19 protein-coding genes are annotated in these 23,007 nt (G+C 50.0%); 13 read left to right on the top strand and 6 right to left on the bottom strand.

The window, feature by feature from the left end; all coding sequences use genetic code 11:
* Nucleotides 1-66 precede the first annotated feature (66 nt).
* Together fusA and RGU75_RS20505 are read right to left on the bottom strand one after the other, a co-directional pair.
* Nucleotides 67-2,166 carry an elongation factor G gene (gene fusA, locus RGU75_RS20510; RefSeq protein ID WP_322239160.1) on the bottom strand — a complete coding sequence of 700 codons (2,100 nt, stop codon included), beginning with the start codon at nt 2,164-2,166 and terminating at the stop codon, nt 67-69.
* A 12-nt stretch (nt 2,167-2,178) separates the two neighbouring features.
* Nucleotides 2,179-2,349: a hypothetical protein gene (locus RGU75_RS20505; RefSeq protein ID WP_322239158.1), complete on the bottom strand. Its 171-nt coding sequence runs from the start codon at nt 2,347-2,349 to the stop codon at nt 2,179-2,181.
* A gap of 431 nt (nt 2,350-2,780) precedes the next feature.
* Between RGU75_RS20505 and RGU75_RS20500 the strand changes: the two genes are divergently transcribed.
* Complete coding sequence (locus tag RGU75_RS20500) at nt 2,781-3,377, top strand: PadR family transcriptional regulator (RefSeq protein WP_322239156.1); 597 nt, start codon at nt 2,781-2,783, stop codon at nt 3,375-3,377.
* Nucleotides 3,377-4,261: a siderophore-interacting protein gene (locus tag RGU75_RS20495; protein ID WP_416186834.1), complete on the top strand. Its 885-nt coding sequence runs from the start codon at nt 3,377-3,379 to the stop codon at nt 4,259-4,261. The genes RGU75_RS20500 and RGU75_RS20495 overlap by 1 nt, the downstream gene beginning before the upstream one ends.
* Before the next feature lie 195 nt (nt 4,262-4,456).
* On the opposite strand, the gene RGU75_RS20490 is transcribed toward RGU75_RS20495, so the two are convergent.
* The 3 genes from RGU75_RS20490 to trxB form a co-directional block, all read right to left on the bottom strand.
* Entirely contained in the window at nt 4,457-5,131 is a 675-nt protein-coding gene (locus RGU75_RS20490) for a Smr/MutS family protein (RefSeq protein WP_322239154.1), read from the bottom strand.
* Nucleotides 5,132-5,166: 35 nt separating this feature from the next.
* Nucleotides 5,167-5,358: a hypothetical protein gene (locus tag RGU75_RS20485; protein ID WP_322239152.1), complete on the bottom strand. Its 192-nt coding sequence runs from the start codon at nt 5,356-5,358 to the stop codon at nt 5,167-5,169.
* A gap of 169 nt (nt 5,359-5,527) precedes the next feature.
* Entirely contained in the window at nt 5,528-6,484 is a 957-nt protein-coding gene (trxB, locus tag RGU75_RS20480; RefSeq protein ID WP_322239150.1) for a thioredoxin-disulfide reductase, read from the bottom strand.
* Nucleotides 6,485-7,122: 638 nt separating this feature from the next.
* Between trxB and RGU75_RS20475 the strand changes: the two genes are divergently transcribed.
* Nucleotides 7,123-9,453, top strand: a complete 2,331-nt coding sequence (locus RGU75_RS20475) for a DNA translocase FtsK (RefSeq protein ID WP_322239148.1) — start codon at nt 7,123-7,125, stop codon at nt 9,451-9,453.
* A gap of 343 nt (nt 9,454-9,796) precedes the next feature.
* Nucleotides 9,797-10,417, top strand: coding sequence for an outer membrane lipoprotein chaperone LolA (gene lolA / locus RGU75_RS20470; protein WP_322240693.1), 621 nt, complete (start codon nt 9,797-9,799; stop codon nt 10,415-10,417).
* 86 nt (nt 10,418-10,503) lie between these two features.
* Here the strand turns inward: lolA and fdxA are convergent, their stop codons facing one another.
* On the bottom strand, nt 10,504-10,869 hold the full coding sequence (fdxA, locus tag RGU75_RS20465; RefSeq protein WP_322239146.1) for a ferredoxin FdxA: 366 nt from the start codon (nt 10,867-10,869) through the stop codon (nt 10,504-10,506).
* A 473-nt stretch (nt 10,870-11,342) separates the two neighbouring features.
* Between fdxA and RGU75_RS20460 the strand changes: the two genes are divergently transcribed.
* The 9 genes from RGU75_RS20460 to serS all read left to right on the top strand — a co-directional run bounded on the left by RGU75_RS20460 (nt 11,343) and on the right by serS (nt 22,836).
* Nucleotides 11,343-12,647 (top strand): replication-associated recombination protein A, encoded by a 1,305-nt coding sequence (locus tag RGU75_RS20460; protein ID WP_322239144.1) that lies wholly within the window; start codon nt 11,343-11,345, stop codon nt 12,645-12,647.
* A gap of 328 nt (nt 12,648-12,975) precedes the next feature.
* On the top strand, nt 12,976-13,602 hold the full coding sequence (locus RGU75_RS20455; protein WP_322239142.1) for an XRE family transcriptional regulator: 627 nt from the start codon (nt 12,976-12,978) through the stop codon (nt 13,600-13,602).
* A gap of 58 nt (nt 13,603-13,660) precedes the next feature.
* Nucleotides 13,661-15,085 (top strand): aminopeptidase P family protein, encoded by a 1,425-nt coding sequence (locus RGU75_RS20450; protein WP_322239140.1) that lies wholly within the window; start codon nt 13,661-13,663, stop codon nt 15,083-15,085.
* A 94-nt stretch (nt 15,086-15,179) separates the two neighbouring features.
* On the top strand, nt 15,180-16,796 hold the full coding sequence (locus RGU75_RS20445; RefSeq protein ID WP_322239138.1) for an ABC transporter substrate-binding protein: 1,617 nt from the start codon (nt 15,180-15,182) through the stop codon (nt 16,794-16,796).
* A gap of 335 nt (nt 16,797-17,131) precedes the next feature.
* Nucleotides 17,132-18,142 (top strand): ABC transporter permease subunit, encoded by a 1,011-nt coding sequence (locus RGU75_RS20440; RefSeq protein ID WP_322239136.1) that lies wholly within the window; start codon nt 17,132-17,134, stop codon nt 18,140-18,142.
* Nucleotides 18,139-19,068, top strand: a complete 930-nt coding sequence (locus RGU75_RS20435; protein WP_322239134.1) for an ABC transporter permease subunit — start codon at nt 18,139-18,141, stop codon at nt 19,066-19,068. Before RGU75_RS20440 ends, RGU75_RS20435 begins: the two co-directional genes overlap by 4 nt.
* A 26-nt stretch (nt 19,069-19,094) precedes the next feature.
* Nucleotides 19,095-20,177, top strand: coding sequence for an oligopeptide/dipeptide ABC transporter ATP-binding protein (locus RGU75_RS20430; RefSeq protein WP_322240690.1), 1,083 nt, complete (start codon nt 19,095-19,097; stop codon nt 20,175-20,177).
* On the top strand, nt 20,174-21,172 hold the full coding sequence (locus RGU75_RS20425) for a peptide ABC transporter ATP-binding protein (RefSeq protein ID WP_322239132.1): 999 nt from the start codon (nt 20,174-20,176) through the stop codon (nt 21,170-21,172). The genes RGU75_RS20430 and RGU75_RS20425 overlap by 4 nt, the downstream gene beginning before the upstream one ends.
* Nucleotides 21,173-21,528: 356 nt before the next feature.
* Nucleotides 21,529-22,836 carry a serine--tRNA ligase gene (serS, locus tag RGU75_RS20420; RefSeq protein WP_322239130.1) on the top strand — a complete coding sequence of 436 codons (1,308 nt, stop codon included), beginning with the start codon at nt 21,529-21,531 and terminating at the stop codon, nt 22,834-22,836.
* Nucleotides 22,837-23,007 lie beyond the last annotated feature (171 nt).

Raw genomic sequence — 23,007 nt, 5'->3', positions numbered from 1 at the left:
CCGGCGCGGGTTCAAGCCCTGAATGTTTGAGGTCGGTAGCGCTTCATACCATCAATTAAATCCCTCTCATTTTGCGACTTTGATATGATCCAAAATATGCTTCGGTACGGCCGCATAATGCTTGAACTCCATCGTGTAGGTGGCGCGTCCCTGACTCAATGAGCGCAGGGTTGTAGAGTAGCCGAACATCTCTGCCAGCGGCACTTCTGCACGGATAGTTTTGCCACCGCCGCCAGCGATATCGTCGGTGCCCTGTACCATCCCGCGGCGCGATGATAGATCGCCCATGACGTTGCCCATGAAGTCTTCCGGCGTTTCGACCTCGACCATCATCATCGGTTCCAGCAGGACCGGGTTGGCGCGACGCATGCCTTCTTTGAATGCGATGGAGCCTGCCATGCGGAAGGCGTTTTCGTTTGAATCGACGTCATGATAGGACCCAAATGTCAGTGTAGCCCTGACATCAACCACGGGATAACCTGCCAACACGCCGCTCTTTAGGGTTTCCTGAATGCCTTTATCGACTGCGGGAATATATTCACGCGGAACCACGCCGCCTTTGATGGCATCGACGAATTCATAGCCTTTACCCGGTGCAAGCGGTTCTAGCTTCAGCACGACGTGACCATACTGACCACGTCCACCGGATTGTTTAACGAACTTGCCTTCGACATCTTCAACGGCTTTATGAATCGTCTCGCGATATGCCACCTGCGGTTTGCCAACCGTGGCTTCTACGCCAAATTCGCGGCGCATCCGGTCGACCAGAATTTCGAGATGCAGTTCTCCCATGCCGGAGATAATCGTCTGGCCGGATTCTTCATCGGTGTGCACTCTGAACGACGGGTCTTCCTGCGCCAGTCGATTTAAGGCAAGGCCCATTTTTTCCTGATCGGGCTTGGTCTTTGGTTCCACCGCCTGCGAAATAACCGGTTCCGGAAAAATCATCCGCTCAAGGATAATCACGTGGTCGGGATCAGATAATGTGTCGCCGGTCGTCACGTCTTTCAATCCAACAGCCGCGGCAATATCGCCTGCATAGACTTCCTTGATTTCTTTGCGTTCGTTAGCGTGCATCTGCAAGATGCGACCCAGTCTTTCTTTTTTACCTTTGACTGGGATGTATACCGAGTCGCCTGAATTAACTACGCCGGAATAGACGCGGAAAAAAGTCAGTTGCCCGACAAATGGATCGGTCATGATCTTGAAGGCAAGTGCAGAGAAAGGCTCGGCGTCGGCAGGATGACGTTCTATTTCCTGATCGTTTTCGTCATGACCAAGAATCGCCGGAACGTCTAGCGGCGATGGCAAGTATTCAACCACTGCATCAAGCAGCGCCTGCACACCTTTATTTTTGAAAGCGCTGCCACACAGCATCGGCACGATCTGATTGGCAACCGTGCGCAAACGTAGGCCATGGATGATCTCGGCTTCGGATAGTTGTTCGCCGCTGAGATATTTCTCCATGAGTTCGTCCGTCGCTTCGGCGGCTTGCTCGATCATCTTGTCGCGCCATTCTTGCGCCAACCCAAGCAGGTCATCCGGAATCTGGCGATATTCAAATACGACGCCTTGACTTTCTTCATCCCAAATAATGGCTTTCATCTTGACGAGATCAATCACACCTTGAAAGTGATCTTCTGCACCGACAGGAATCTGTATCGGCACTGGATGGCCTTTAAGGCGATCCTGTATCTGTTGATAAACGCGGAAAAAATCTGCGCCGACCCGATCCATCTTGTTGATAAACGCGACGCGCGGCACGCCATATTTATTGGCCTGTCGCCATACGGTTTCGGATTGCGGTTGCACACCGCCAACAGCGTCGTAGACCATGACGACGCCGTCGAGCACGCGCATGGAGCGTTCGACTTCAATGGTGAAGTCGACATGTCCGGGCGTATCGATAATGTTTATGCGGTGTTCGGCGAAATTGCCGCCCATGCCTTTCCAGAAAGCAGTCGTGGCGGCTGATGTAATTGTGATGCCGCGTTCTTGCTCTTGCTCCATCCAGTCCATGGTGGCTGCGCCATCGTGGACTTCGCCAATTTTATGTTTGACGCCGGTGTAGAAAAGAATGCGTTCTGTGGTGGTGGTTTTGCCAGCGTCGATATGCGCGCTAATGCCGATATTCCGATACCGCTCAATAGGGGTCTTGCGGGTCATGATAGTGCCTTTTCAAGTTGTATTTTCCCAATATATCTGGGGGTGTTCGTAGCAGTGTGATGCGTTGAACTTGCCGGACGGTGCATTTGCACTATCTTCAATGTCACGGCCAAAGGATGAGCGCAAGCTGCCGCTCCTTTGACCAACACGAATTACAGCAATCAACTTGTCATACGTACGCATACCAATTCCTTGAAAGCGAGCACGATTGTGCAGTTTGCAGGGCTACTCCTAAAAGTAGATTATCATTTTTTTAATAAGTGGGTGCCCTAGTGAGCAATATGGGGGACGGTCTCCCACTAAACAATAGTTCAATAGGCAATACGCTGTTTGGTTTGTCGGGACTGCGGTTTGTATTGGTAGTGTCGATTGATAGCTACAAAAGCCCTTTTTTTAAAATAGACCATGACGCTTATTTTGCGGAGAACTCAGAAAAAGTGGCGTCAGTCTTAATCTTAAAGCCAACGTCATACGTTAGCTGACTTGGAAGACATGAATGCCAACTTGGGGAAATGTCGGCAGTTGCCAAGTGCATATCAATAAAACAGAATCTTGACTTAGACCCTATTTAGATATATCTTAATTAAATCTAAATAAGTTAAAGAGATATAGTCATGCGATATTTCAGAGATTTTCAATGCAACATAAGCCGCGACGGTCACGATGATCATGGCGGTCATGGCGGTCATAGCGAGGGATCGGCTGGCGAGCATCGCGGAAGGGGTGTCCACAGTCCAAGAGGAGGCCGGATTTTTAGTCACGGCAGCTTGCGCTTCGTACTGCTGCAACTGATCAGTGACAAGCCCAGCCATGGTTATGAATTGATCAAACTGATCGAGGATCGCGTCGGTGGAAGTTACAGCCCAAGTCCGGGTACCGTCTATCCCACGCTGACATTGCTGGAAGAGCAAGATTATCTTCAGGTTGAAGAAGCCGATGCAGGAGGACGTAAGCGCTATTGCATCACCGATGCCGGCCGGGCTTTTCTTGCGGAAAACCGCGTAACCGTGGACGCGATGCTGGCGCGTATGCAAGGTGGCGTTGATGGCGCTGGTCCGCGTGGTGGTCGCCCGCATCAGGTAATGCGGGCGATTGAAAATCTTAAGCTGGCGATGCGTATGCGGCTCTCGCGTGATGCGCTAACATCGGAGCAAGCCAACGCTTTCGCTGCTGTGCTTGATCATGCGGCGCAACAACTGGAGCAAATTTAATGAATACCTCGACTAATAACACATTTTCCAATGGCCTTTGCGAACAGGCCGACTCAATAACGCAGCATGCGTCTGATCGGGCGTCTGCACTTGCCCCGCAGCGTGTGCGTTATCCAATGCGTTTTCGCGTGCTCGAGGTGCGTGAAGTGCAGCGAATCACGCCACATCTGGTGCGCGTAAAGCTCGAAGGCGACGCGTTGGAAGGATTTTCTAGCCTGGGATTTGACGATCACGTTAAGTTGTTTTTCCCGGATCCATTGACCGGCAAACTAGTGATCCCGACGATGGGCCCAGACGGTCTTATTTGGCCTGAAGGTATAAAACCGATTATGCGCGATTACACTCCACGCCGATTTGACGCCGCTGCTCGTACTCTGGACATCGATTTCGCCTTGCATACCGCTGGACCAGCTACGTTGTGGGCTGAGCAAGCGCGTCCGGGTCAACAATTAGGCGTTGGCGGACCCAAAGGTTCGTTCATCGTGCCAACAGGTTTTGATTGGCATCTTTTAATTGGCGACGATACGGCTTTGCCTGCCATTTCGAGGCGACTTGCTGAACTGCCGCCAAACGCCAAGGCTACGGTTTTACTTGAGGTGGACGGACCCGCCGATCACATCACGTTTGAAAGTGCCGCCGAGTTTGACATTGTGTGGGTACATCGTAGTGATGCCGCCCAAGGTGATGCGCCGCTACTGGATGCATTGCATGATGTGCAGATATCGCCCGGTATTTTCCATACATGGATCGGCTGTGAGTCAGCCCAGGCGAAAGCCTTGCGCGCGTATCTGGTGACGGAGTGCGCCGCTAATCCTAAAATGATCCGCGCTTCAGGCTACTGGCGCAAAGGAAGCATGGCAACGCACGATTCGTATGACGGGTGAACTTGCGCCGCGTAGCCGTTACGTTCTTCTACCAACTTTCTTTTAGCGGGATGCGGGGAACGTACCGCTTACTGTCGAGGGATACGATTGGTGATTGACGCGAATCTGATCTGCATTCGTCGGTCAGCTTGTAGGTCTAATTGTGACCCGGATAAGCGCTAAGACATGGTGAATTCCGGTCTTGGGCGGATCGGCTTAATCGCGCAATTGCGCTTTGAGCAAAATCACTATTGCACCTGAGCCACCGTTGGCATCGCTGGCTTGACAGAACGCTACCACGCTATTGATTTGCACCAACCAGTCACGCACTTTGCCCTTGAGAACGGGGACTTGATTCACAGAACCGAACCCCTTGCCATGAATGACCGCCACACAGCGCCAACGCCGTTTAATGGCTAGTTGTAGAAATTCGGCCAGTGTGTCGCGGGCCTGATCGGTACGCAGGCCATGCAAATCAAGCTGTTGCCGTATAGCCCAATGTCCCCGATGGAGTTTTGTCAGCACGTCGGCCCCGACGCCATCGCGGGCGAAGCGCAGATGATCGTCCGAGTCGAGCAGGTTTTCTATACTAAATTGATCTGAAAGCGAAGCTTCCAGAATAGCTGAGTTCTGTGACGATGCGTCCAGATGCGTAAAGTGTTGGCTAGTGCGGGGGAAGGGCTTTGGATGGTGCTGATGCGGTGGGGCGTTGCTGGATGATTTCAGTGGGAAGACCGGTCCTACTTTTTGACTAAACTGTTCGCTCTCACGCTCTAGTTGTTGTTTTTGGCGCAGCTCTTCAGCGGCAGCTTCTTGTCGGGCCTGGTGCTGCGCTGTCAGTTCTTTGCGTAGCGGTTTGAGTGCGCGAAAATCTTTGATTGGGCCAGACATAGCGTGGTTTAAATGTACGTGGTCTCAAATTCGGATTATTTTTTCTTTGACGGCGATACGAGTGGCTGGATGTTGCCAACACTCTTTCGAAAAACATTGGCGTCGCGATCAGCTTGCTCGGCAAGTTGCTTGCGTTCGGCTGCTTCGACCAGACGAACTTCTTCTTCCGCCTTCAATTTTTGTTGAAGAAACTTAAGATCGTTAAAGTCTTTGATTGGGGCGGGCATGAGGCTTCCTTCGGGAGGGTGTTCTGCTAAGCCCATCCGCTGCGTCTGTATGCAATGGCAAACATCAGATGGACTACAAACGGGGTCGCAAGCGAACGTGCTTAATGCGTGGTTCTCAACGTACTCATAATAACGCCGTTGCCGACCAGAGATGGCAACGGCATGGTCTTTATTCTTCCAAAAAGCGCTGAGCGTCCAGCGCAGCCATGCAGCCGGTTCCGGCGCTGGTAATCGCTTGACGATAAATGTGATCCTGCACGTCGCCAGCGGCAAATACGCCCGGTACACTTGTTGCCGTCGCCATGCCCTCAAGGCCGGTTTTGGTTTTGATGTAGCCGTTGTGCATAGTCAGTTGGCCTTCAAAAATACTCGTGTTCGGTTTGTGACCGATAGCGATAAATACACCGTGTAAGGTTACTGGCTTGACCGTACCGTCAACGGTTGATTTAATGTTCATGCCGGTAACACCGCTGGTGTCGCCAGTGACTTCTTCCAATGTATGGTTGTATTCGATGGCAATTTTACCTTCGGCAACTTTCGCCATCAGGCGGTCGATCAAAATAGGCTCGGCGCGGAATTTTTCACGGCGGTGGACCAGGGTGACTTTAGTGGCGATATTGGAGAGATATAGTGCCTCTTCAACTGCGGTATTGCCGCCGCCGACCACTGCCACTTCCTGACCTTTGTAAAAGAAACCGTCGCATGTGGCGCAGGCTGATACGCCTTTACCCATGAAGGCTTCTTCCGAAGGCAAGCCCAGATATTGCGCTGATGCGCCGGTGGCGATGATCAGCGCATCACAGGTGTACTCTCCAGAGTCACCGATCAGGCGAAACGGTTTTTCTGATAATTTAGTGGTGTGGATATGATCAAAAATGATTTCCGTTTTAAATTCTTCTGCATGCTTTAACAGACGTTGCATTAAATCAGGACCCTGGACGCCGCCGTGGTCGCCCGGCCAGTTTTCGACGTCGGTCGTGGTCATTAACTGACCGCCTTGTTCGATGCCGGTAATCAACACGGGATTCAAATTGGCGCGTGCTGCGTAGACCGCAGCACTATAACCGGCGGGGCCAGAGCCAAGAATCAATACTTTGGCGTGCTTAATGGTTTTTTCGGTGGTCATAAAATAATCTCAGTGAAATTGTCGTGGGCATCGGATGCAAGCGGCTATCTTGCTAACAAATCAAGCCTCCCGATGTCTCAGCGGGGTAAATAACGGGCAAAAGCGCTGCAAAAAGACCGTCGTTCTTTCATATTTTCTAACATGGGGAGGTTGGGTGTGGATTTCAAGCTACCTCAACAGGCTACACAGGGACTGGTATAAAGTTGGCAATCCCTGATAAAACGTAAATATTCTCTCGATGTATCCAAATGTTGCCTCAAAACTGGTTAAGATTATAGTCGAAGCAGCGACTTTGACGTGTGGAACAAACTAATTGTATTGATAGCGAGAACCAATTTGCCGCGCTGCATCAAAGGATGCATACCATTCCATCATTCGAGGCCCATTACAGTGCATAATTTCACATTGTTAATGTAGTGGTAGGGCAATTGTTGAAAAGGTACGGAGGTCTATTACCTGCTTTTTCATAGACTTGCAAGCGTCTGACGGTGCAAAAATGAGCAAGTTAGAGATCAGTTTGGTTCTTACTGACCGTCAAAGTGGAAGTAAGCAATGAATGATGGACGATCAGCGTTTGGTCGAAGCGTTTCAATCAGTATTTTCAGTATTAACCAGTATTAGTATTGCCAATTGGATTTATGACTAGAACAACGCAAGCTTATACCCGCAGCGCTAAACCGAAACCAGCGCCTCCAACACAGAATCGGCTGGTTCGCCTGCTATCTGAGGCACGCTGGATCATCTTTGCGGTCCTGACCGCCTATTTAGTGATCATTTTTGTAACGTATTCCAAAGCAGATCCGGGATGGTCGCAGGCGCGAGTCGTGCCGCATCTCGATAATTGGGGCGGACACTTAGGTGCATGGCTGGCAGACTTGATGCTGTTTGTCTTCGGCGCGTCGGCGTGGTGGTGGTGTGTCTTGTTATTACGTTCGTTGTGGGGTGGTTATCAGCGCATATCACATCGTTTTGAGGTAGACGTTGATCGCGAAGAAGAACATCCATACGAAGGTATTTTGCGTGGCGTTGGTTTCGTATTGATACTGGTCGGAAGTATGGGTATCGAATATATGCGGATGTATTCGTTGCACATGCAGCTGCCACGTGCGCCGGGAGGTGTATTAGGCCGTTTAATAGGCGGTAATGCACAAAGCGCGCTGGGATTTACCGGTGCTACGTTATTGTTGCTATTGCTGTTTGCACTCGGCGTCAGTCTGTTTTTTCATGTTTCGTGGCTAACTGTCGCGGAACGTATCGGCCACGGGGTTGAAGGCGCCATTCTCTGGCTTAGAAATTTGATCGCCGCCCGTGAAGATCGCAAGGTCGGCCATGTCGCCGCCGTCAAGCGAGAAGAAGTAGTCGTGCAGGAGCGCGCCAAAACCGTTGAGGCAGCACCGATCCGGATTGAGCCGCAAATTGTGAATGTACAAAAATCCGAGCGGGTCGAGAAAGAGCGGCAAACGACGCTATTTCAGGACCTCCCAGATACCAACTTGCCGCCCTTGTCTTTGCTTGATGAAGCACCACCGGTGCAGGAGACGGTCAGCGTTGAAACCCTGGAATTTACAAGCCGCCTGATTGAAAAAAAGCTCTCGGATTTTGGCGTACAGGTAAAAGTAGTCGCGGCCTATCCCGGTCCCGTTATTACGCGCTATGAAATCGAACCGGCAACCGGCGTCAAAGGTAGCCAGATTGTCGGCCTGGCGCGCGACCTTGCACGCTCGTTGTCGCTGACATCAATACGCGTAGTGGAAGTGATCCCCGGCAAAATGTTCATGGGTCTGGAGTTGCCAAATCCAAAGCGCCAAATTGTGCGTTTGACTGAAATTCTGAGCTCCAAAGTCTATAACGATGGCGTCTCTAGTCTGACGATTGCCTTGGGTAAGGATATTGGCGGTCATCCGGTAGTCGCTGATTTGGCCAAAATGCCCCATTTGCTGGTGGCGGGAACAACCGGATCAGGTAAATCGGTGGGTATTAATGCCACCATTTTATCGTTGCTTTACAAGTCCGATCCCAAGCAGGTCAGATTGATTTTAATCGATCCAAAAATGCTGGAATTATCCATTTACGAGGGCATTCCACATTTGCTCGCGCCAGTCGTGACCGATATGCGGCAGGCCGGTCATGCGTTGAACTGGGCCGTCAATGAGATGGAGCGGCGCTACAAGTTGATGTCTAAGATGGGTGTACGAAACCTTGCTGGCTATAACCAGAAGATCATCGATGCTGACAAACGCGAAGACAAGATTCCAAATCCGTTTAGCCTGACACCAGACGCCCCAGAACCGCTTGAAAAATTGCCCACCATCGTTGTGATTATCGATGAGTTGGCTGATTTGATGATGGTTGTGGGTAAAAAGGTCGAAGAGTTGATTGCCCGGATTGCACAAAAGGCGCGCGCGGCCGGTATTCACTTGATTTTAGCGACACAGCGTCCATCTGTAGATGTCATAACAGGTTTGATCAAGGCCAACGTTCCTACCCGGATCGCGTTTCAGGTCAGCAGCAAGATTGATTCTCGTACCATCCTTGATCAAATGGGCGCAGAAGCATTGCTCGGGATGGGCGATATGTTGTACATGCCGCCCGGTACGGGTTTGCCGATTCGGGTCCATGGTGCTTTTGTGTCAGATGAAGAAGTGCATCGGGTGGTCGATTATTTGAAGGAACAAGGCGAGCCGAATTACGTCGAAGGTATTTTGGAAGGCGGCGTTATGGAGGATGGTGTCGACGGTAGCAGTGGCGTGGCAGCCGGTGGTTCTGAAGGCGACGAGTTATACGATCAGGCAGTTGCTATCGTGCTCAAGAATCGTCGTGCCTCGATTTCGCTGGTTCAACGACACTTACGCATCGGTTATAACCGCGCGGCCCGCTTGCTTGAACAAATGGAAACAAGTGGATTGGTCTCGACCATGCAATCAAACGGAAATCGTGAGATTTTGGTGCCGGTTGGCAATCCGGAGTAAATTCGAATGGTAGGGTAAAAGCGGTTGATGCGGCCTAGGTGGGTTGTTAAAAGGTTGTCCAATAATGCGATTATCCCAAAACCATTCAAATTGGAAATATTGATAGCTGAAGATGGACAGATAGAACGCCGTAAAATGTTCAGGGCCTTTATGGATAAGTGGCTATCTCAAACAAACTTCTGCAACGATGATCGGTGGTGATTGTCTTTGCCATAGTGACTCTGAAATGAAAGTTATTGTGATTCAAAACCGGCAAGCAATCGAAGGTAACAACATTGTGATGAATAAATCAAAAGAATCGGCAAGTAGTGGGTTTGGAGCGCCGTGCAAGGTACGCAAAGTCATGTGCATACTAGCCCTGTCCGCGGCTTTGCTGCCGGGCATGGCAAGTGCAACTGCGCTCGAACAATTTAAGTCCTTTGTTAGCAGTACGCAATCTGCCAAGGGCGAGTTCACGCAACGTTTGGTGACAACCGATAGCGGGACAAATAAACCAAAGGTGTCGACGACCTCTTCTGGCACTTTTATTTTTGCGCGTCCTGGTAAATTTATTTGGACCTATACCAAGCCATACGAGCAAGTGTTGCAAGCGGATGGCGACAAACTATTCATTTATGACAAAGATTTGAATCAGGTAACGACCAAAAAACTTGGCAATGCGCTGGGCTCGTCGCCGGCAGCGATCCTGTTTGGCAGCAACGATTTGGAAAAGAATTTTACCCTCAAAGAGGGGACGCCTAAGGATGGTTTGGAATGGCTGGAAGTGACGCCAAAAGCCAAGGATACAACGTTCGATCACATCGGCGTTGGCTTACGGAATGGTTTGCCTGAGGCGATGGAATTGAGAGATTCGTTTGGGCAGACTTCGATGTTGTCGTTCAAGAATTTCGTTAAAAATCCAGCGCCACCTAGCGGCGGCTTTAAGTTTGTCGTGCCAAAAGGTGCTGACGTTTTTAATAATTAATGTGGCGCGAGGAGGCGCTGATTAATTTCGGCGCGCTTCTATGTCAGCATCATGATGCGACAGTGAGGAGCGCAGACCTCGCTGTTTTATTTGATTGTAGTTTCCTTGCGGGGCGCAAGTAAATTGTCATCCAATAAATCTAATTTTTTGGATGCAGTGCGCCACGCGTCATGATCTGGTAGCGGGGCTTTTGACCGCGTGATGCGCTTCCAGTCGGCGTGCGCCGCCAGTTCTGCATTAAGCTTTGTGAAGTGGCGTTGATGCGCTGGCAAATCGCTGTCGGAGTAAATCGCTCCCACTGGGCATTCTGACACGCACAACGAGCAATCGATGCATTCGTCGGGCGCAATTACAAGAAATTGCGGACCTTCCCGGAAACAGTTCATCGGACAAACGTCGACGCAGGTTGTGTATTTGCAGAGGATGCAGGAATCAGTGACGACGAAGGGCATAGTAAAGAATTGGCGTGTTTTTATTGAATGTAGACGATGTACGCAAGCGTGCGGCGGTCGGCGGTTATGGGTAGTTATTGGGCGGTTATTCATTGCTGAGTTGCTACTCATTCGCCAGTTACTATTTGGTTCCAGCCGGATTTTCTCACAATCATCCCTTTTCTGTCTGTCCTTGACAGGTTTTGAAAACTTTTAGCTCCCATCCTGATAACGAACGCTTAGATGAATCGTTAGCGGGACTGGTATCGGCAGTCTTTCCAACATGCGTATTACGGTGCCGGAGTTAGATATGCAATGTCACATAGGTAGTGTGAAATCAGCGTATTTCAGCAGCATTATTACAGCAGCAGCATTTCAGCATCAGATTGCATCATCACTGCAATTTGCGCAGCATGCGTTAGACTGAGGCGCAGTATGTATTTACCGGTCAACATTTTTAACAAGTCTATCTTTTTTGCAGAGTATTTTCTCCCATGTCTGATCTCTTTAAGGTCGAGCCCACGCCCCCGCTAGCCGAAGCCCTTCGTCCAGCCAAACTCGATGACGTGATTGGGCAAAGCCATTTGCTCGGCCCAGGGAAGCCGCTGCGTCTGGCCTTTGACTCGGGCAAACCGCATTCCATGATTTTATGGGGGCCGCCAGGAGTCGGTAAAACGACATTGGCCCGTCTGACTGCGAATGCCTTTGCCTGTGAATTCATCGCGCTGTCCGCGGTTTTCTCCGGCGTGAAAGACATTCGCGCTGCGATGGAAAGGGCAGAGCAAAATCTAGCAATGGGCAAACATACCATTCTGTTTGTCGATGAGATACATCGATTCAATAAGTCGCAACAAGACGCACTATTGCCCTATGCAGAATCTGGACTTGTGACACTCATTGGTGCCACGACAGAGAATCCGTCTTTCGAAGTCAATTCGGCACTGCTATCACGGGCACAAGTCTATGTACTGAAGTCGCTCACGGACGAGGAGCTTAAGCAGTTGTTAGCCAGAGCGCAAACCTCTGTTTTGCCGCATCTGCTTTTCGATGAAGCCGCGATCAATACCTTGGTCGGATATGCCGATGGTGATGCGCGTCGGTTACTCAATTTGCTGGAGCAGACTAATACTGCGTCGAGTGCAGCACAGACTAATAGAATCACGGCAGAGTTCATTCAAAACGCACTTACTCTCAACGCCCGCAGGTTCGACAAAGGCGGGGACAATTTTTATGATCAGATATCCGCATTGCACAAATCGGTTCGCGGTTCGAATCCGGATGCTGCGTTGTATTGGTTATGTCGCATGCTGGATGGCGGGGCGGATGCTAAATATCTTTCGCGTCGTATCGTTCGAATGGCATGGGAAGACATTGGTTTAGCCGATCCCCGGGCGATCCAGATTGCGAACGATGCCGCCAATACCTATGAGCGATTAGGCTCGCCGGAAGGGGAGTTAGCGCTCGGTCAGGCAGTTATTTATCTAGCAATTGCAGCCAAAAGCAACGCCGGTTACAACGCATTCAATCAGGCAATGGCATTCGTGAAGCAAGATAAATCACGAGAAGTCCCAGTCCATTTGCGTAACGCGCCAACAAAACTGATGAAAGAACTCGGCTACGGTCATGCTTACCGCTATGCGCATGATGAACCTCACGCTTACGCAGCGGGCGAGACGTACTTGCCCGACGATATGCCAGAGCCAGGTTGGTATGCACCGGTTCCGCGGGGCATGGAGGCAAAAATTGGTGACAAACTGACGTGGCTACGCGATCTTGACAAGAAGGCGCGGGAAGAGTGATAGGCGGTTATTGAGGGTGCGTTGGGTAAAAGTGACTCCTCTATTGTGACGCGAAGCCACAAACTCTTCTTTTACCGCTTCACTCTTTACTTTGCCAGCTGATCGGTATCAGGAAGTCGCCGGTATGAGGAAACATCATCCGAAAAATCTGCTTAATAGTGTACGAATAGTCGTTTTTCATCCATGCTAAGAAGTAAAAATTATAGTCTGACTACAATTTGCACTTGACTGAAATTGTAGTATAGCTATAATTTCTTTCACTTTGCCGACGAGCAAATACCAAAAAAATACGCGCTAACAATGAAAAGATAAATCAGCGGGGACCTCCATGACAATGCCACAATTAGGAAAGACCATTCGAACGCGGCGTCATGCGGTGAAAAAAACACTCATGCAAATCGCGGTCGAGACCGGTTTGACTGCAGGCTTTATCTCGCAGGTTGAGCGTAACCTGACTACACCATCAATCACCTCATTAGTTGTTATCGCAAAAGCGCTCGGCGTACTGATTGGCGACCTGATTAAGCAGCCAGAACAAATACAGCCGGACTCCTATCAAGATCGACGGCAGACCTACAGAGTTGCTAGTGGGCCGGTAAAGTATGAGCGGCTATCGACTGTTTTTCCCGGCAGTCGCGTGCATTCGGTCAAGTTCACCATGCCTTCAGGATACAAGTCAGAAATGGTCTCGCACGAAGGCGATGAAATGGTTTTTGTGCTGAGCGGTCAGGTGGAATATACGGTTGGGTTGCAGCATTTTGTGCTGTGCGCCGGAGACAGCCTTCACTTCGACGGCAACATTCCGCACACTATCGAGGCGCTCATGCACAAAAGTAAGCAAGCTGAATTGTTATGGGTTGGCACCGCACAACTCTTTGATGACGAAAGCGACAATGTCGTAGAAGAAAAACAGGGAAATCACGAAAGGTTTCTCAAAGGCACAGAATTTTCTTAGCCAGGTATAGATTTTGCTCCGTTACCCGTGGCATTATTAAAAAAAATCAAGGATGAGCATGTTCGAAAGTACCCAATACGCTACGCGGCGACAAAAGTTACGGCAACAATTTTCGTCTGGTTTGCTTTTGCTGCCGGGAAATGCCAATGCCTCCATGAATTATCCGCATAATCATTACGCGTTTCGGCAGGACTCTTCGTTCTCTTATTTTTTTGGATTGGATCAGCCTGATCTGGTCGGCGTGATTGATATCGATTCCGGCGTGGACTTTTTGTTCGGTGATGACCCCGATATCGAAGAAGTCGTGTGGACAGGCCAGCAGCCTTCGTTGGTCGCGCTCGCCGCCACCGTCGGCATTATCTTCAGCAACGCCACCGACGCTATTAAGGCCGTAAGACCAGCCAATGCGCTGCATGCCATGATTGCCGAGGCACGCAGCAAGGGGCAAACCATTCATTATTTGCCGCCGTATCGCGGCGAGTCCACGTTGATGATGTCGCGTCTGCTCGACCTTACGCCTGACCAGATTTGTGCCGGTGTATCATCAAGTCTGATCGCTGCGATTATTGGTTTGCGCGAAATAAAAGAAGAAGAAGAAATTGCCGAAATGGAGCGTGCATTAGTCATTACCAAAGAAATGCACATCGCCGCGATGCAGCAATCCAAGCCGGGCATATTTGAATATCAGGTGGTCGGCACGATCGAAGGCATCATGCGCGGAGTTGATTTGCTCGGCGCTTATCCCGTTATTTTTACGCGACATGGCGAGATACTGCACAGTCGCGATCATGCGCAAAAACTAGCTGCAGGTGATTTAGTCGTGAACGACTCAGGTGTCTCCAGCGCATTGGGTTACGCCTCGGATATCACCCGAACTATCCCCGTAGGCGGAAAGTTTAGCCCACGTCAGCGGGCCGTCTATGAGATCGTTTTGTCCGCTCAGGTAAGTGCCATCAAAGCGATCAGACCCGGTGTGCCGTATCTTGCGCTTCACAAATTAGCGGCAACGGAGATCGTCACGGGTTTGTCGACACTTGGATTTTTTAAAGGTGATCCGCATCAAATCGTGGATTCTGGCGCTTATGCGATTTGCTTCCCGCATGGCCTTGGTCATCAAATCGGATTGGACGTACACGATATGGAAGGGCTGGGTGAGACGGCAGTCGGTTACGATGCCAGTGTGATCCGCAGCGAGTTGTTTGGCATGCGCAATTTGCGTATGGCAAAACCGTTGGTCGCTGGCATGGTCGTCACGGTTGAACCTGGGATATATTTTATTCCAGAGCTCATCAAACAGTGGAGGGCAGAAGGCCTTGACGGACGTTATGCTGATCTGATTAATTATGATCGTTTTGTCGAATACATGGATTTTGGTGGTATCCGAATTGAAGATAATGTTTTGGTGACGCCAACTGGTTCGCGTGTATTGGGCCCGGCAATTCCTAAAACTTGCGAAGAAGTGGAAGCCATCATGGCGATGTAAATAAAAAACAATAGGCGTTGAACACCTGTTATTTGTCGAGCAGCATCCTGTCAATGTTACGACATTGCACTATTAACCTTGGAAGAGATGAATAATGAAAAATGGAAAATTTGTTGCCAAACTCAGCTTAGTCGCTGTGCTAAGCGTTTGTGCGGGATTGGCTTCAGCGCAAGCCAAAAAAACACTGGTCTTTTGCTCTGAAGCTAGCCCAGAAGGTTTTAGTCCGCAGTTGTATACCACCGGCACCACTTTTGACGCTTCTGCTAGCCCCATGTTTAATCGCCTGGTTGAATTTGAAATGGGAACGACCACCATTAAACCAGCATTGGCAGAGTCCTGGACCATCTCGGATGACGGTACTATTTACACCTTTAAACTACGTAAAGGCGTGAAGTTTCACAGCAGCGCTAAATTTAAACCAACGCGCGACTTCAATGCTGACGACGTCGTGTTCACTTTTGATCGCATGGGCAATCCTGCAAATCCATTTCACACATTGGAGCGCGGTCAGACTTTTGGTTATTACCTCGACATGGGCCTCAACAACATCATCGACAAAGTTGAAAAGGTTGATGACAGCACCGTCCGCTTCAAACTCAAGCATCCTGAATCGCCATTCCTCGCCGATCTGGTCATGTATTTCGCCTCAATCTATTCAGAAGAATATGCTGCGCAATTGCAAAAAGCCGGTACCCGTGAAATTCTTGATCGCGAGCCGATTGGGACCGGACCATTTGAATTTGTGTCATATCAAAAAGATGCCGTTATTCGCTACAAAGCCTTCGATTCTTATTGGGGCGGACGTCCAAAAATTGACAATCTGATTTATGCGATCACGCCTGATGCATCGGTACGTTATGCCAAGCTGAAGGCCAATGAATGTCAGGTAATGTCTTACCCAAAACCGGCAGATTTGGCTTCAATGAAAGCAGATAAAAATATCAATCTGATTTCAAAACCAGGCATGAACATTGGTTATATTGCTTTTAATGTTGAGAAAAAACCTTTCGATAACAAGCTCGTGCGGCAAGCCTTGAGCATGGCAATCGACAAGGAAACAATCCTTAAAACGGTCTACCAAGGTGCTGGTCAGGTAGCAAAAAATCCGATTCCGCCAACCCTGTGGTCTTACAACGACAAGGTTAAAGATTACCCGTACGATTTGAAAAAAGCTAAAGAGCTGCTGACAAAGGCAGGCTATCCAAATGGTGCAGAAATCGAGATGTGGTATTTGCCGGTCCAGCGTCCTTATAATCCGGATGGCAAACGTATCGGTGAATTGATCCAGGCAGATTGGGCAAAAATCGGCGTCAAAGTCAAACTGACGACTTATGAATGGGGCGAATATCTAAAGCGCAGCAAGCAGGGCGATCAACAATCGATGATGTTTGGCTGGTCGGGTGATAACGGCGATCCGGATAACTTCTTCGGCAATTTGTTGAGTTGCGATGGCGTCAAAGGTGGCGGCAACGCGTCACGCTGGTGCGATAAAGATTTTGATGCGTTGATTCAAAAGGCCAAGCTGGTTTCAAAGCAGAGCGATCGTGCTACTTTATATGAAAAAGCCCAGGTGATTGCGCACGAAGAGGCACCTTGGATCGACATCGCTCACTCGGTTGGATTTGTACCCGTTCGCAAGAATGTTGTTGGTTTTAAGATTCCGGCAACGCCATATAGTTTCTTTTTTGATAAAGTTGATATCGTCAAGTAAGACCATTAAAGCGATTAAAACGATTTAAAGCGATTTAAAAAAACTGTAGCGTCAATGTGCGCGGATTTCCATTTGGTCGTTTCACAAAAAACGTCTACGTGTTGATCCGCGCCCGAACCAGACAAGATTGAGCCTACCTTTTTTATTCATTGTCTGATTCTTTTATTGTTTCTAATCTGTTTTTAACCGGTTAGTATTTCTTTACATATTTTTCTGGGTGGTCACAATAGGGCACTTAGGCCAAAGAGGCTGCATAGGCCAGAAAAAGGTGGCATAAACCCACAAGTCTTTACGCACTTTTAAGCGGTTGTCTTTTTATTGAATAGGTATTTCCTATGTTTGGATTTCTCTTGCGGCGCGCAGGTTTGGTCATTCCGACCTTTCTTGGCATCACGCTGCTTGTGTTTTTATTGATTCACATGATCCCCGGTAACGTCGTCGAAGCGATATCGGGTGAGCGTGGGATGGACCCCGTTCGATACGCACAGATGATGAAAGAGTTCGGTCTCGATCAGCCATTGTATGTGCAATATTTTTCTTATCTGGGACAGGTGTTTCATGGCAATCTCGGCATATCGGTCACTACACATGAATCTGTACTCACCGAATTTTTGACCTTATTTCCTGCAACGCTGGAACTCTCCACTTGCGCGATGTTGTTAGCCCTTGTGATTGGCGTTCCGGCTGGCATTCTTGCCGCAGTCAAACGCAATACCGTGCTTGATTACTCCGTCATGGGCGCGTCGCTCACCGGTTATTCAATGCCCGTATTTTGGTGGGCGTTACTATTAATTTTGCTGTTTTCTGTCACGTTAGGCTGGACGCCGGTTTCTGGGCGGATCGATCTGTTGTTCGATATTCCGCAGGTGACCGGATTCATGCTGATCGATAGTTTGTTGGCGGGTGATCCCGGTGCGTTTAAATCAGCGGTGTCGCATCTGATATTGCCGACGATTGCTCTCGGTACTATTCCGCTTGCAGTGATTGCGCGTATGACGCGCTCAGCGATGCTGGAAGTTTTGCGTGAGGATTATGTTCGCACCGCACGCGCAAAAGGGTTGTCACCTTGGCGCGTGATTGGCATTCATGCGTTGCGAAACGCATTGATTCCGGTTGTGACCGTGATTGGCCTGCAAGTCGGAACGCTGCTGGCCGGTGCCATTTTGACGGAGACTATTTTCTCTTGGCCAGGTATTGGTAAGTGGCTGGTCGGCGCTATTCAGCGTCGTGATTATCCGGTAGTCCAAGGCGGGATTTTGCTTTCCGCTACCATTATTATCATCGTCAATCTGGTCGTCGACCTGTTGTACGGCGTGATCAACCCTCGTATACGGCACAACTCATGAACGAGACGACCACTAATTCGATCACTCTTCCGGCGCAAGCGCCAAAAAAAGAGACAATCACCGCGCCTCCTCATGCGTTGCGAGAATTTTGGGGTTACTTCAGCCAAAATCGCGGCGCAGTCATCGGCTTGGCTGTTGTGTTCATTATCATACTGGCGGCCCTGTTTGCCGACGTGATCGCACCGCATTCTCCCATCGAACAATTTCGTGACGCGACTTTGGTACCGCCTGTGTGGCAAGCCGGTGGGTCTGCCAAGTTTTTGCTCGGCACCGATCCGGTAGGCCGCGATATGTTGTCGCGTTTGATTCACGGTGCGCGTTTGTCGTTGGTGATTGGACTGGTCTCGGTCTCATTGTCATTGGTGCTCGGCATTGTTCTCGGCCTGATGGCGGGTTACTTCCGTGGTGTAGTCGAAGTGGCGATTATGCGTTTGATGGACATCATGCTCGCGTTACCCAGTTTGCTGCTGGCGGTCGCGGTGGTCGCCATTCTTGGGCCCGGATTGATGAACGCCATGTATGCGATCGCGATCGTCATGTTGCCGCACTATGCGCGCCAAACGCGGGCCGCTGTCATTGGTGAACTATCTAAAGATTATGTCAGCGCATCGCGTATTGCTGGTGCAGGAACCGCGCGCATCATGTTCAATTGCGTGTTGCCGAATTGTGCTGCGCCACTCATCGTACAAGCTACTTTAGGATTTTCTACGGCTATTCTTGATGCTGCGGCACTGGGCTTTCTCGGGCTCGGTGCGCAACCACCGACCCCGGAATGGGGATCGATGCTTGCTAGTGCGCTGGAGTTTATTCAAAGCGCATGGTGGGTTGTGACCTTCCCCGGATTAGCCATTCTGGTCTCGGTGCTTGCGTTCAATTTGATGGGTGACGGGTTGCGCGATGCGCTCGATCCAAAATTGAAGCGTTGATGACAAACCAAACAAAGCGAGTAGCCATGGCATTGCTAGAAATTAAAAATCTTAGTGTTCAGTTCGGATCAACCAGTTCACCATTCACCGCCGTCGATGGGCTTGATCTGACGATTGAAGCCGGCGAAGTCGTCGGTATCGTCGGCGAGTCCGGTTCCGGCAAAAGTGTCACTTCGTTAGCATTGATGGGCCTGATCGATTATCCAGGGCGTGTAAATGCCGAGCAGATGGCTTTTGATGGCCGTGATCTGTTGAAGATGGCGCAAAAGGAGCGCCGGAAGCTGTTAGGCAAAGACATCGCAATGATTTTTCAGGACCCGATGACAAGCCTGAATCCATCCTTTACCGTCGCCTATCAACTGATCGAAACGTTACGCGTGCATCAAGGCGGCTCGCAAAAAGAACTGCGTGAACGCGCATTAGCGTTGCTCAAGCAGGTTGATATTCCTGATCCTGAACGCCGCCTTGACGCCTATCCGCATCAACTATCCGGTGGTATGAGTCAGCGTGTCATGGTCGCGATTGCCATTGCTTGTAATCCGCGCCTATTGATTGCCGATGAGCCGACCACCGCGTTGGACGTCACCGTTCAGGCACAAATGTTGGAATTGTTGCTTCAGTTGCAGCGTGATCGTGGCATGGCTTTAATGTTGATCACCCATGATCTCAGCGTGGTGGCACAAACTGCGCAACGTGTTGTTGTGATGTACGCCGGACAAGTGCTGGAAACTGGATTGGTTCCAACGATTTTTCAGGCGCCGCAACATCCTTATACGCAAGCACTACTCGCCGCGCTGCCCGAACACAATATCGGTCGTGATCGCTTGCAGACTATTCCTGGCGTCGTCCCCGGTCTTTACGATCGGCCGACCGGTTGTCTGTTGAGTCCACGCTGCCGTTATGCCGTCGCGCGCTGTATTGAGGAGCGTCCGCTTCTCAAGGGCGCAGCCGGATCGCAGGTGCGCTGCCATTTTCCGCTCGATAGTACCGGTCAGCCGACCAATGGCTGGACACCGCCGGTTCAGTCGCAAGCATTAGTGAATAATATGACCGCCAATAAGTCAGTAAGTAATCCAGAAAGTAATACAGCCAGCAGGACGGCACCATGACGAGCACTACGCCAACGATCACCCAACCCACTATTTTGTTGGAAGCCAAAAATCTCCGCAAACATTACAACGTTTCTCAAGGCTGGCTAAAGCCTAAAGCGACCGCCAAAGCACTTGACGGTGTCTCGTTCACACTCATTCCTGGTAAGACGCTGGCCGTGGTCGGCGAATCAGGGTGTGGAAAATCGACACTTGCAAGGCAGATCACCATGATTGAACCGCCGACCGGTGGCGAATTATGGATGGACGGGGCCAACATCGCCGACGCTGATCGTGCGACTCTCAAGCGCGTGCGTCCCTTGGTCCAAATGGTATTTCAGAACCCCTACGCCAGCCTTAATCCGCGTAAGAAGGTCAGCAGCATGCTTGAAGAGCCGCTGATCATCAATACAAACTTCAGCAAATCGCAGCGTGCAGAAAAAGCCCAGGCGATGATGGCCAAGGTCGGACTACGTCCAGAACATTACAACCGCTTTCCGCACATGTTCTCCGGTGGTCAGCGCCAACGCGTGGCAATTGCCCGCGCTTTAATGCTCGATCCAAAAGTGATCGTTGCCGACGAACCGGTATCGGCCCTGGACGTGTCGATCCAGGCGCAAGTGCTGAATTTGCTCATGGATTTGCAGGATGCAAGTGGTGTCGCGTACCTGTTTATCTCGCATAATCTATCGGTGGTAGAACATATTGCTGATGAAGTTTTGGTGATGTATTTGGGTAAAGCGGTTGAGCATGGCGACAAAAAAGATATCTTTAGTCGACCATTACATCCTTACACCAAAGCATTGCTCGCCAGCACGCCACGGCTTGATCCCAATCAGCGTCAAGAAAAATTGATGTTGCCGGGCGAATTGCCATCGCCACTTGCGCCGCCGCCAGGTTGTAGTTTCAATAATCGTTGCCCGCACGCAATTGAACGGTGTCGGCAAGAAGTACCTGAACTGGCTGAATTTGAAGGTCGTCTGGTCGCATGCCATCGGGTTGCAGAAATTAACTAATCGTCATTGCTGGCGTCATCTTGGGTTTCAAAAAGTCGTTCGGTGTGATGAGCACACTCATACCGGACGCATAGTTAAAGCGCAATTTGTTGGGTTTTGGCGGTTTAGCAGATTTTTTACAACTTGCCAGAATCACCAATTCAGTCTCTCTATTGAGCAGTTGTTTCGTCCTTAATTAGATTTAGCAACATATTGATCAACTTATCCAGCAAATTACGCATGGACTCACTAAGTTTTACCCAAAAAGTCGATAAGTGATTCCCCAATTACCCGTTTCGACAATTATCGAAATTCCGTTGACCTTGGTACAATGGCAGCTTATTTATTGGTGACTTAACTATAGGTCCGCACATTCCATGATCGACATCCAACTTCTCCGCAAAGACATCGCCACCGTCGCCAGCCGTTTAGCTGCGCGCAAATATCAGCTTGACGTCGACGCCTTCAATTCGTTGGAAGCAGAGCGCAAGCAAATTCAGACCCGCACTGAAGAGCTGCAAAGCCAGCGCAATACGCTGTCAAAGCAAATCGGCATGCTCAAAAGCAAAGGGGAAGATGCAACGGCCGTCCTGGAAGCGGTGAACGGTATCGGCGAAGAACTAAAAACTTCCGCGACTCGCCTCGATCAGGTGCAAGACCAGTTCAGCAAATTTTTGGAAGTCATCCCCAATTTACCGCATGAATCTGTGCCTAGCGGTATTGATGAGTCGGGTAATATTGAAGTCCGCAAATCAGGCACGTTGCCGGTGTTTGATTTTGAAGTGCGCGACCACGTCGACGTGGGCGCTGGCGTCGGTCTGGATTTTGATGTTGCCGCCAAACTCACCGGATCACGCTTTTCTGTGATGAAGGGCGGCATCGCGCGTTTGCATCGCGCGTTGGCGCAGTTCATGCTCGATACGCACACCGCAGAGCATGGCTACACTGAATGCTATACGCCGTACATCGTCAATGCGGATTCATTGCGCGGCACTGGTCAGTTGCCGAAATTCGAAGAGGATTTGTTTGCCGTCAAAAAGGGTGGACAAGAAGGTGAGCAGGGCGCGGATAGCGCAGCGCTCTATCTGATTCCAACTGCCGAAGTACCTTTGACCAACTTGGTACGCGACGAAATCATTGCCGGTGAAAAGCTACCACTCAAAATGACTGCGCACTCACCATGTTTCCGCTCAGAAGCTGGAAGCTACGGACGTGACACGCGTGGAATGATCCGCCAACACCAGTTTGACAAGGTGGAAATGGTACAGATTGTGCACCCTGAAAAATCTTACGAAGCACTCGAAGAGATGGTCGGTCATGCCGAAGTGATTCTACAAAAACTCGGCTTGCCATACCGCGTCGTCTCGCTCTGTACCGGCGACATGGGCTTCGGTGCGGCCAAAACCTATGATCTCGAAGTATGGTTGCCTGCACAAAATACCTACCGCGAGATTTCGTCAGTCTCCAATATGGAAGCATTCCAGGCACGTCGCATGCAAGCACGTTTCCGCAATGCCCAAGGCAAAACCGAGCTGCTGCACACGCTCAACGGTTCAGGTTTAGCGGTCGGACGAACACTGGTAGCAGTGCTGGAAAATTTTCAGCAAGCCGATGGAAGCGTTGAAATACCAGCCGTATTACATCCATACATGGGCGGTATTACGCGGCTAACACCGACGGTTTAGACGTGATAATTTAAGCGCGGAATTGGCGACGCGGAGTGTGCGTCGTTATGATTGGTCAGTATTCCAAATATGTTAGATTGGTATTTGTAATACACGAGTTAAAAAGGTGTCTGGCAGCTAAAATATTCTGCTATAATCTTGTGCTTTGCTGCAGACCACGCAGCAAAATGA

Source organism: Glaciimonas sp. CA11.2, from assembly GCF_034314045.1.
In the GTDB taxonomy this organism is placed as follows: Bacteria; Pseudomonadota; Gammaproteobacteria; order Burkholderiales; family Burkholderiaceae_D; genus Glaciimonas.
The sequence above is the reverse complement of the archived record's forward strand: the minus strand, read 5'-3'. Positions and strand labels throughout refer to the sequence as shown.

What these genes read in the sequence shown, in the direction of transcription:
- serS (WP_322239130.1), top strand. Translation starts at nt 21,529, where the DNA reads ATGATCGACATCCAACTTCTCCGCAAAGACATCGCCACCGTCGCCAGC.
- RGU75_RS20455 (WP_322239142.1), top strand. Translation starts at nt 12,976, where the DNA reads ATGACAATGCCACAATTAGGAAAGACCATTCGAACGCGGCGTCATGCG.
- RGU75_RS20445 (WP_322239138.1), top strand. Translation starts at nt 15,180, where the DNA reads ATGAAAAATGGAAAATTTGTTGCCAAACTCAGCTTAGTCGCTGTGCTA.
- RGU75_RS20500 (WP_322239156.1), top strand. Translation starts at nt 2,781, where the DNA reads ATGCGATATTTCAGAGATTTTCAATGCAACATAAGCCGCGACGGTCAC.
- RGU75_RS20485 (WP_322239152.1), bottom strand. Translation starts at nt 5,358, where the DNA reads ATGCCCGCCCCAATCAAAGACTTTAACGATCTTAAGTTTCTTCAACAA.
- RGU75_RS20430 (WP_322240690.1), top strand. Translation starts at nt 19,095, where the DNA reads ATGGCATTGCTAGAAATTAAAAATCTTAGTGTTCAGTTCGGATCAACC.
- RGU75_RS20505 (WP_322239158.1), bottom strand. Translation starts at nt 2,349, where the DNA reads ATGCGTACGTATGACAAGTTGATTGCTGTAATTCGTGTTGGTCAAAGG.
- RGU75_RS20425 (WP_322239132.1), top strand. Translation starts at nt 20,174, where the DNA reads ATGACGAGCACTACGCCAACGATCACCCAACCCACTATTTTGTTGGAA.
- RGU75_RS20475 (WP_322239148.1), top strand. Translation starts at nt 7,123, where the DNA reads ATGACTAGAACAACGCAAGCTTATACCCGCAGCGCTAAACCGAAACCA.
- RGU75_RS20460 (WP_322239144.1), top strand. Translation starts at nt 11,343, where the DNA reads ATGTCTGATCTCTTTAAGGTCGAGCCCACGCCCCCGCTAGCCGAAGCC.
- fdxA (WP_322239146.1), bottom strand. Translation starts at nt 10,869, where the DNA reads ATGCCCTTCGTCGTCACTGATTCCTGCATCCTCTGCAAATACACAACC.
- RGU75_RS20440 (WP_322239136.1), top strand. Translation starts at nt 17,132, where the DNA reads ATGTTTGGATTTCTCTTGCGGCGCGCAGGTTTGGTCATTCCGACCTTT.
- lolA (WP_322240693.1), top strand. Translation starts at nt 9,797, where the DNA reads ATGTGCATACTAGCCCTGTCCGCGGCTTTGCTGCCGGGCATGGCAAGT.
- RGU75_RS20450 (WP_322239140.1), top strand. Translation starts at nt 13,661, where the DNA reads ATGTTCGAAAGTACCCAATACGCTACGCGGCGACAAAAGTTACGGCAA.
- RGU75_RS20435 (WP_322239134.1), top strand. Translation starts at nt 18,139, where the DNA reads ATGAACGAGACGACCACTAATTCGATCACTCTTCCGGCGCAAGCGCCA.
- trxB (WP_322239150.1), bottom strand. Translation starts at nt 6,484, where the DNA reads ATGACCACCGAAAAAACCATTAAGCACGCCAAAGTATTGATTCTTGGC.
- fusA (WP_322239160.1), bottom strand. Translation starts at nt 2,166, where the DNA reads ATGACCCGCAAGACCCCTATTGAGCGGTATCGGAATATCGGCATTAGC.
- RGU75_RS20495 (WP_416186834.1), top strand. Translation starts at nt 3,377, where the DNA reads ATGAATACCTCGACTAATAACACATTTTCCAATGGCCTTTGCGAACAG.
- RGU75_RS20490 (WP_322239154.1), bottom strand. Translation starts at nt 5,131, where the DNA reads ATGTCTGGCCCAATCAAAGATTTTCGCGCACTCAAACCGCTACGCAAA.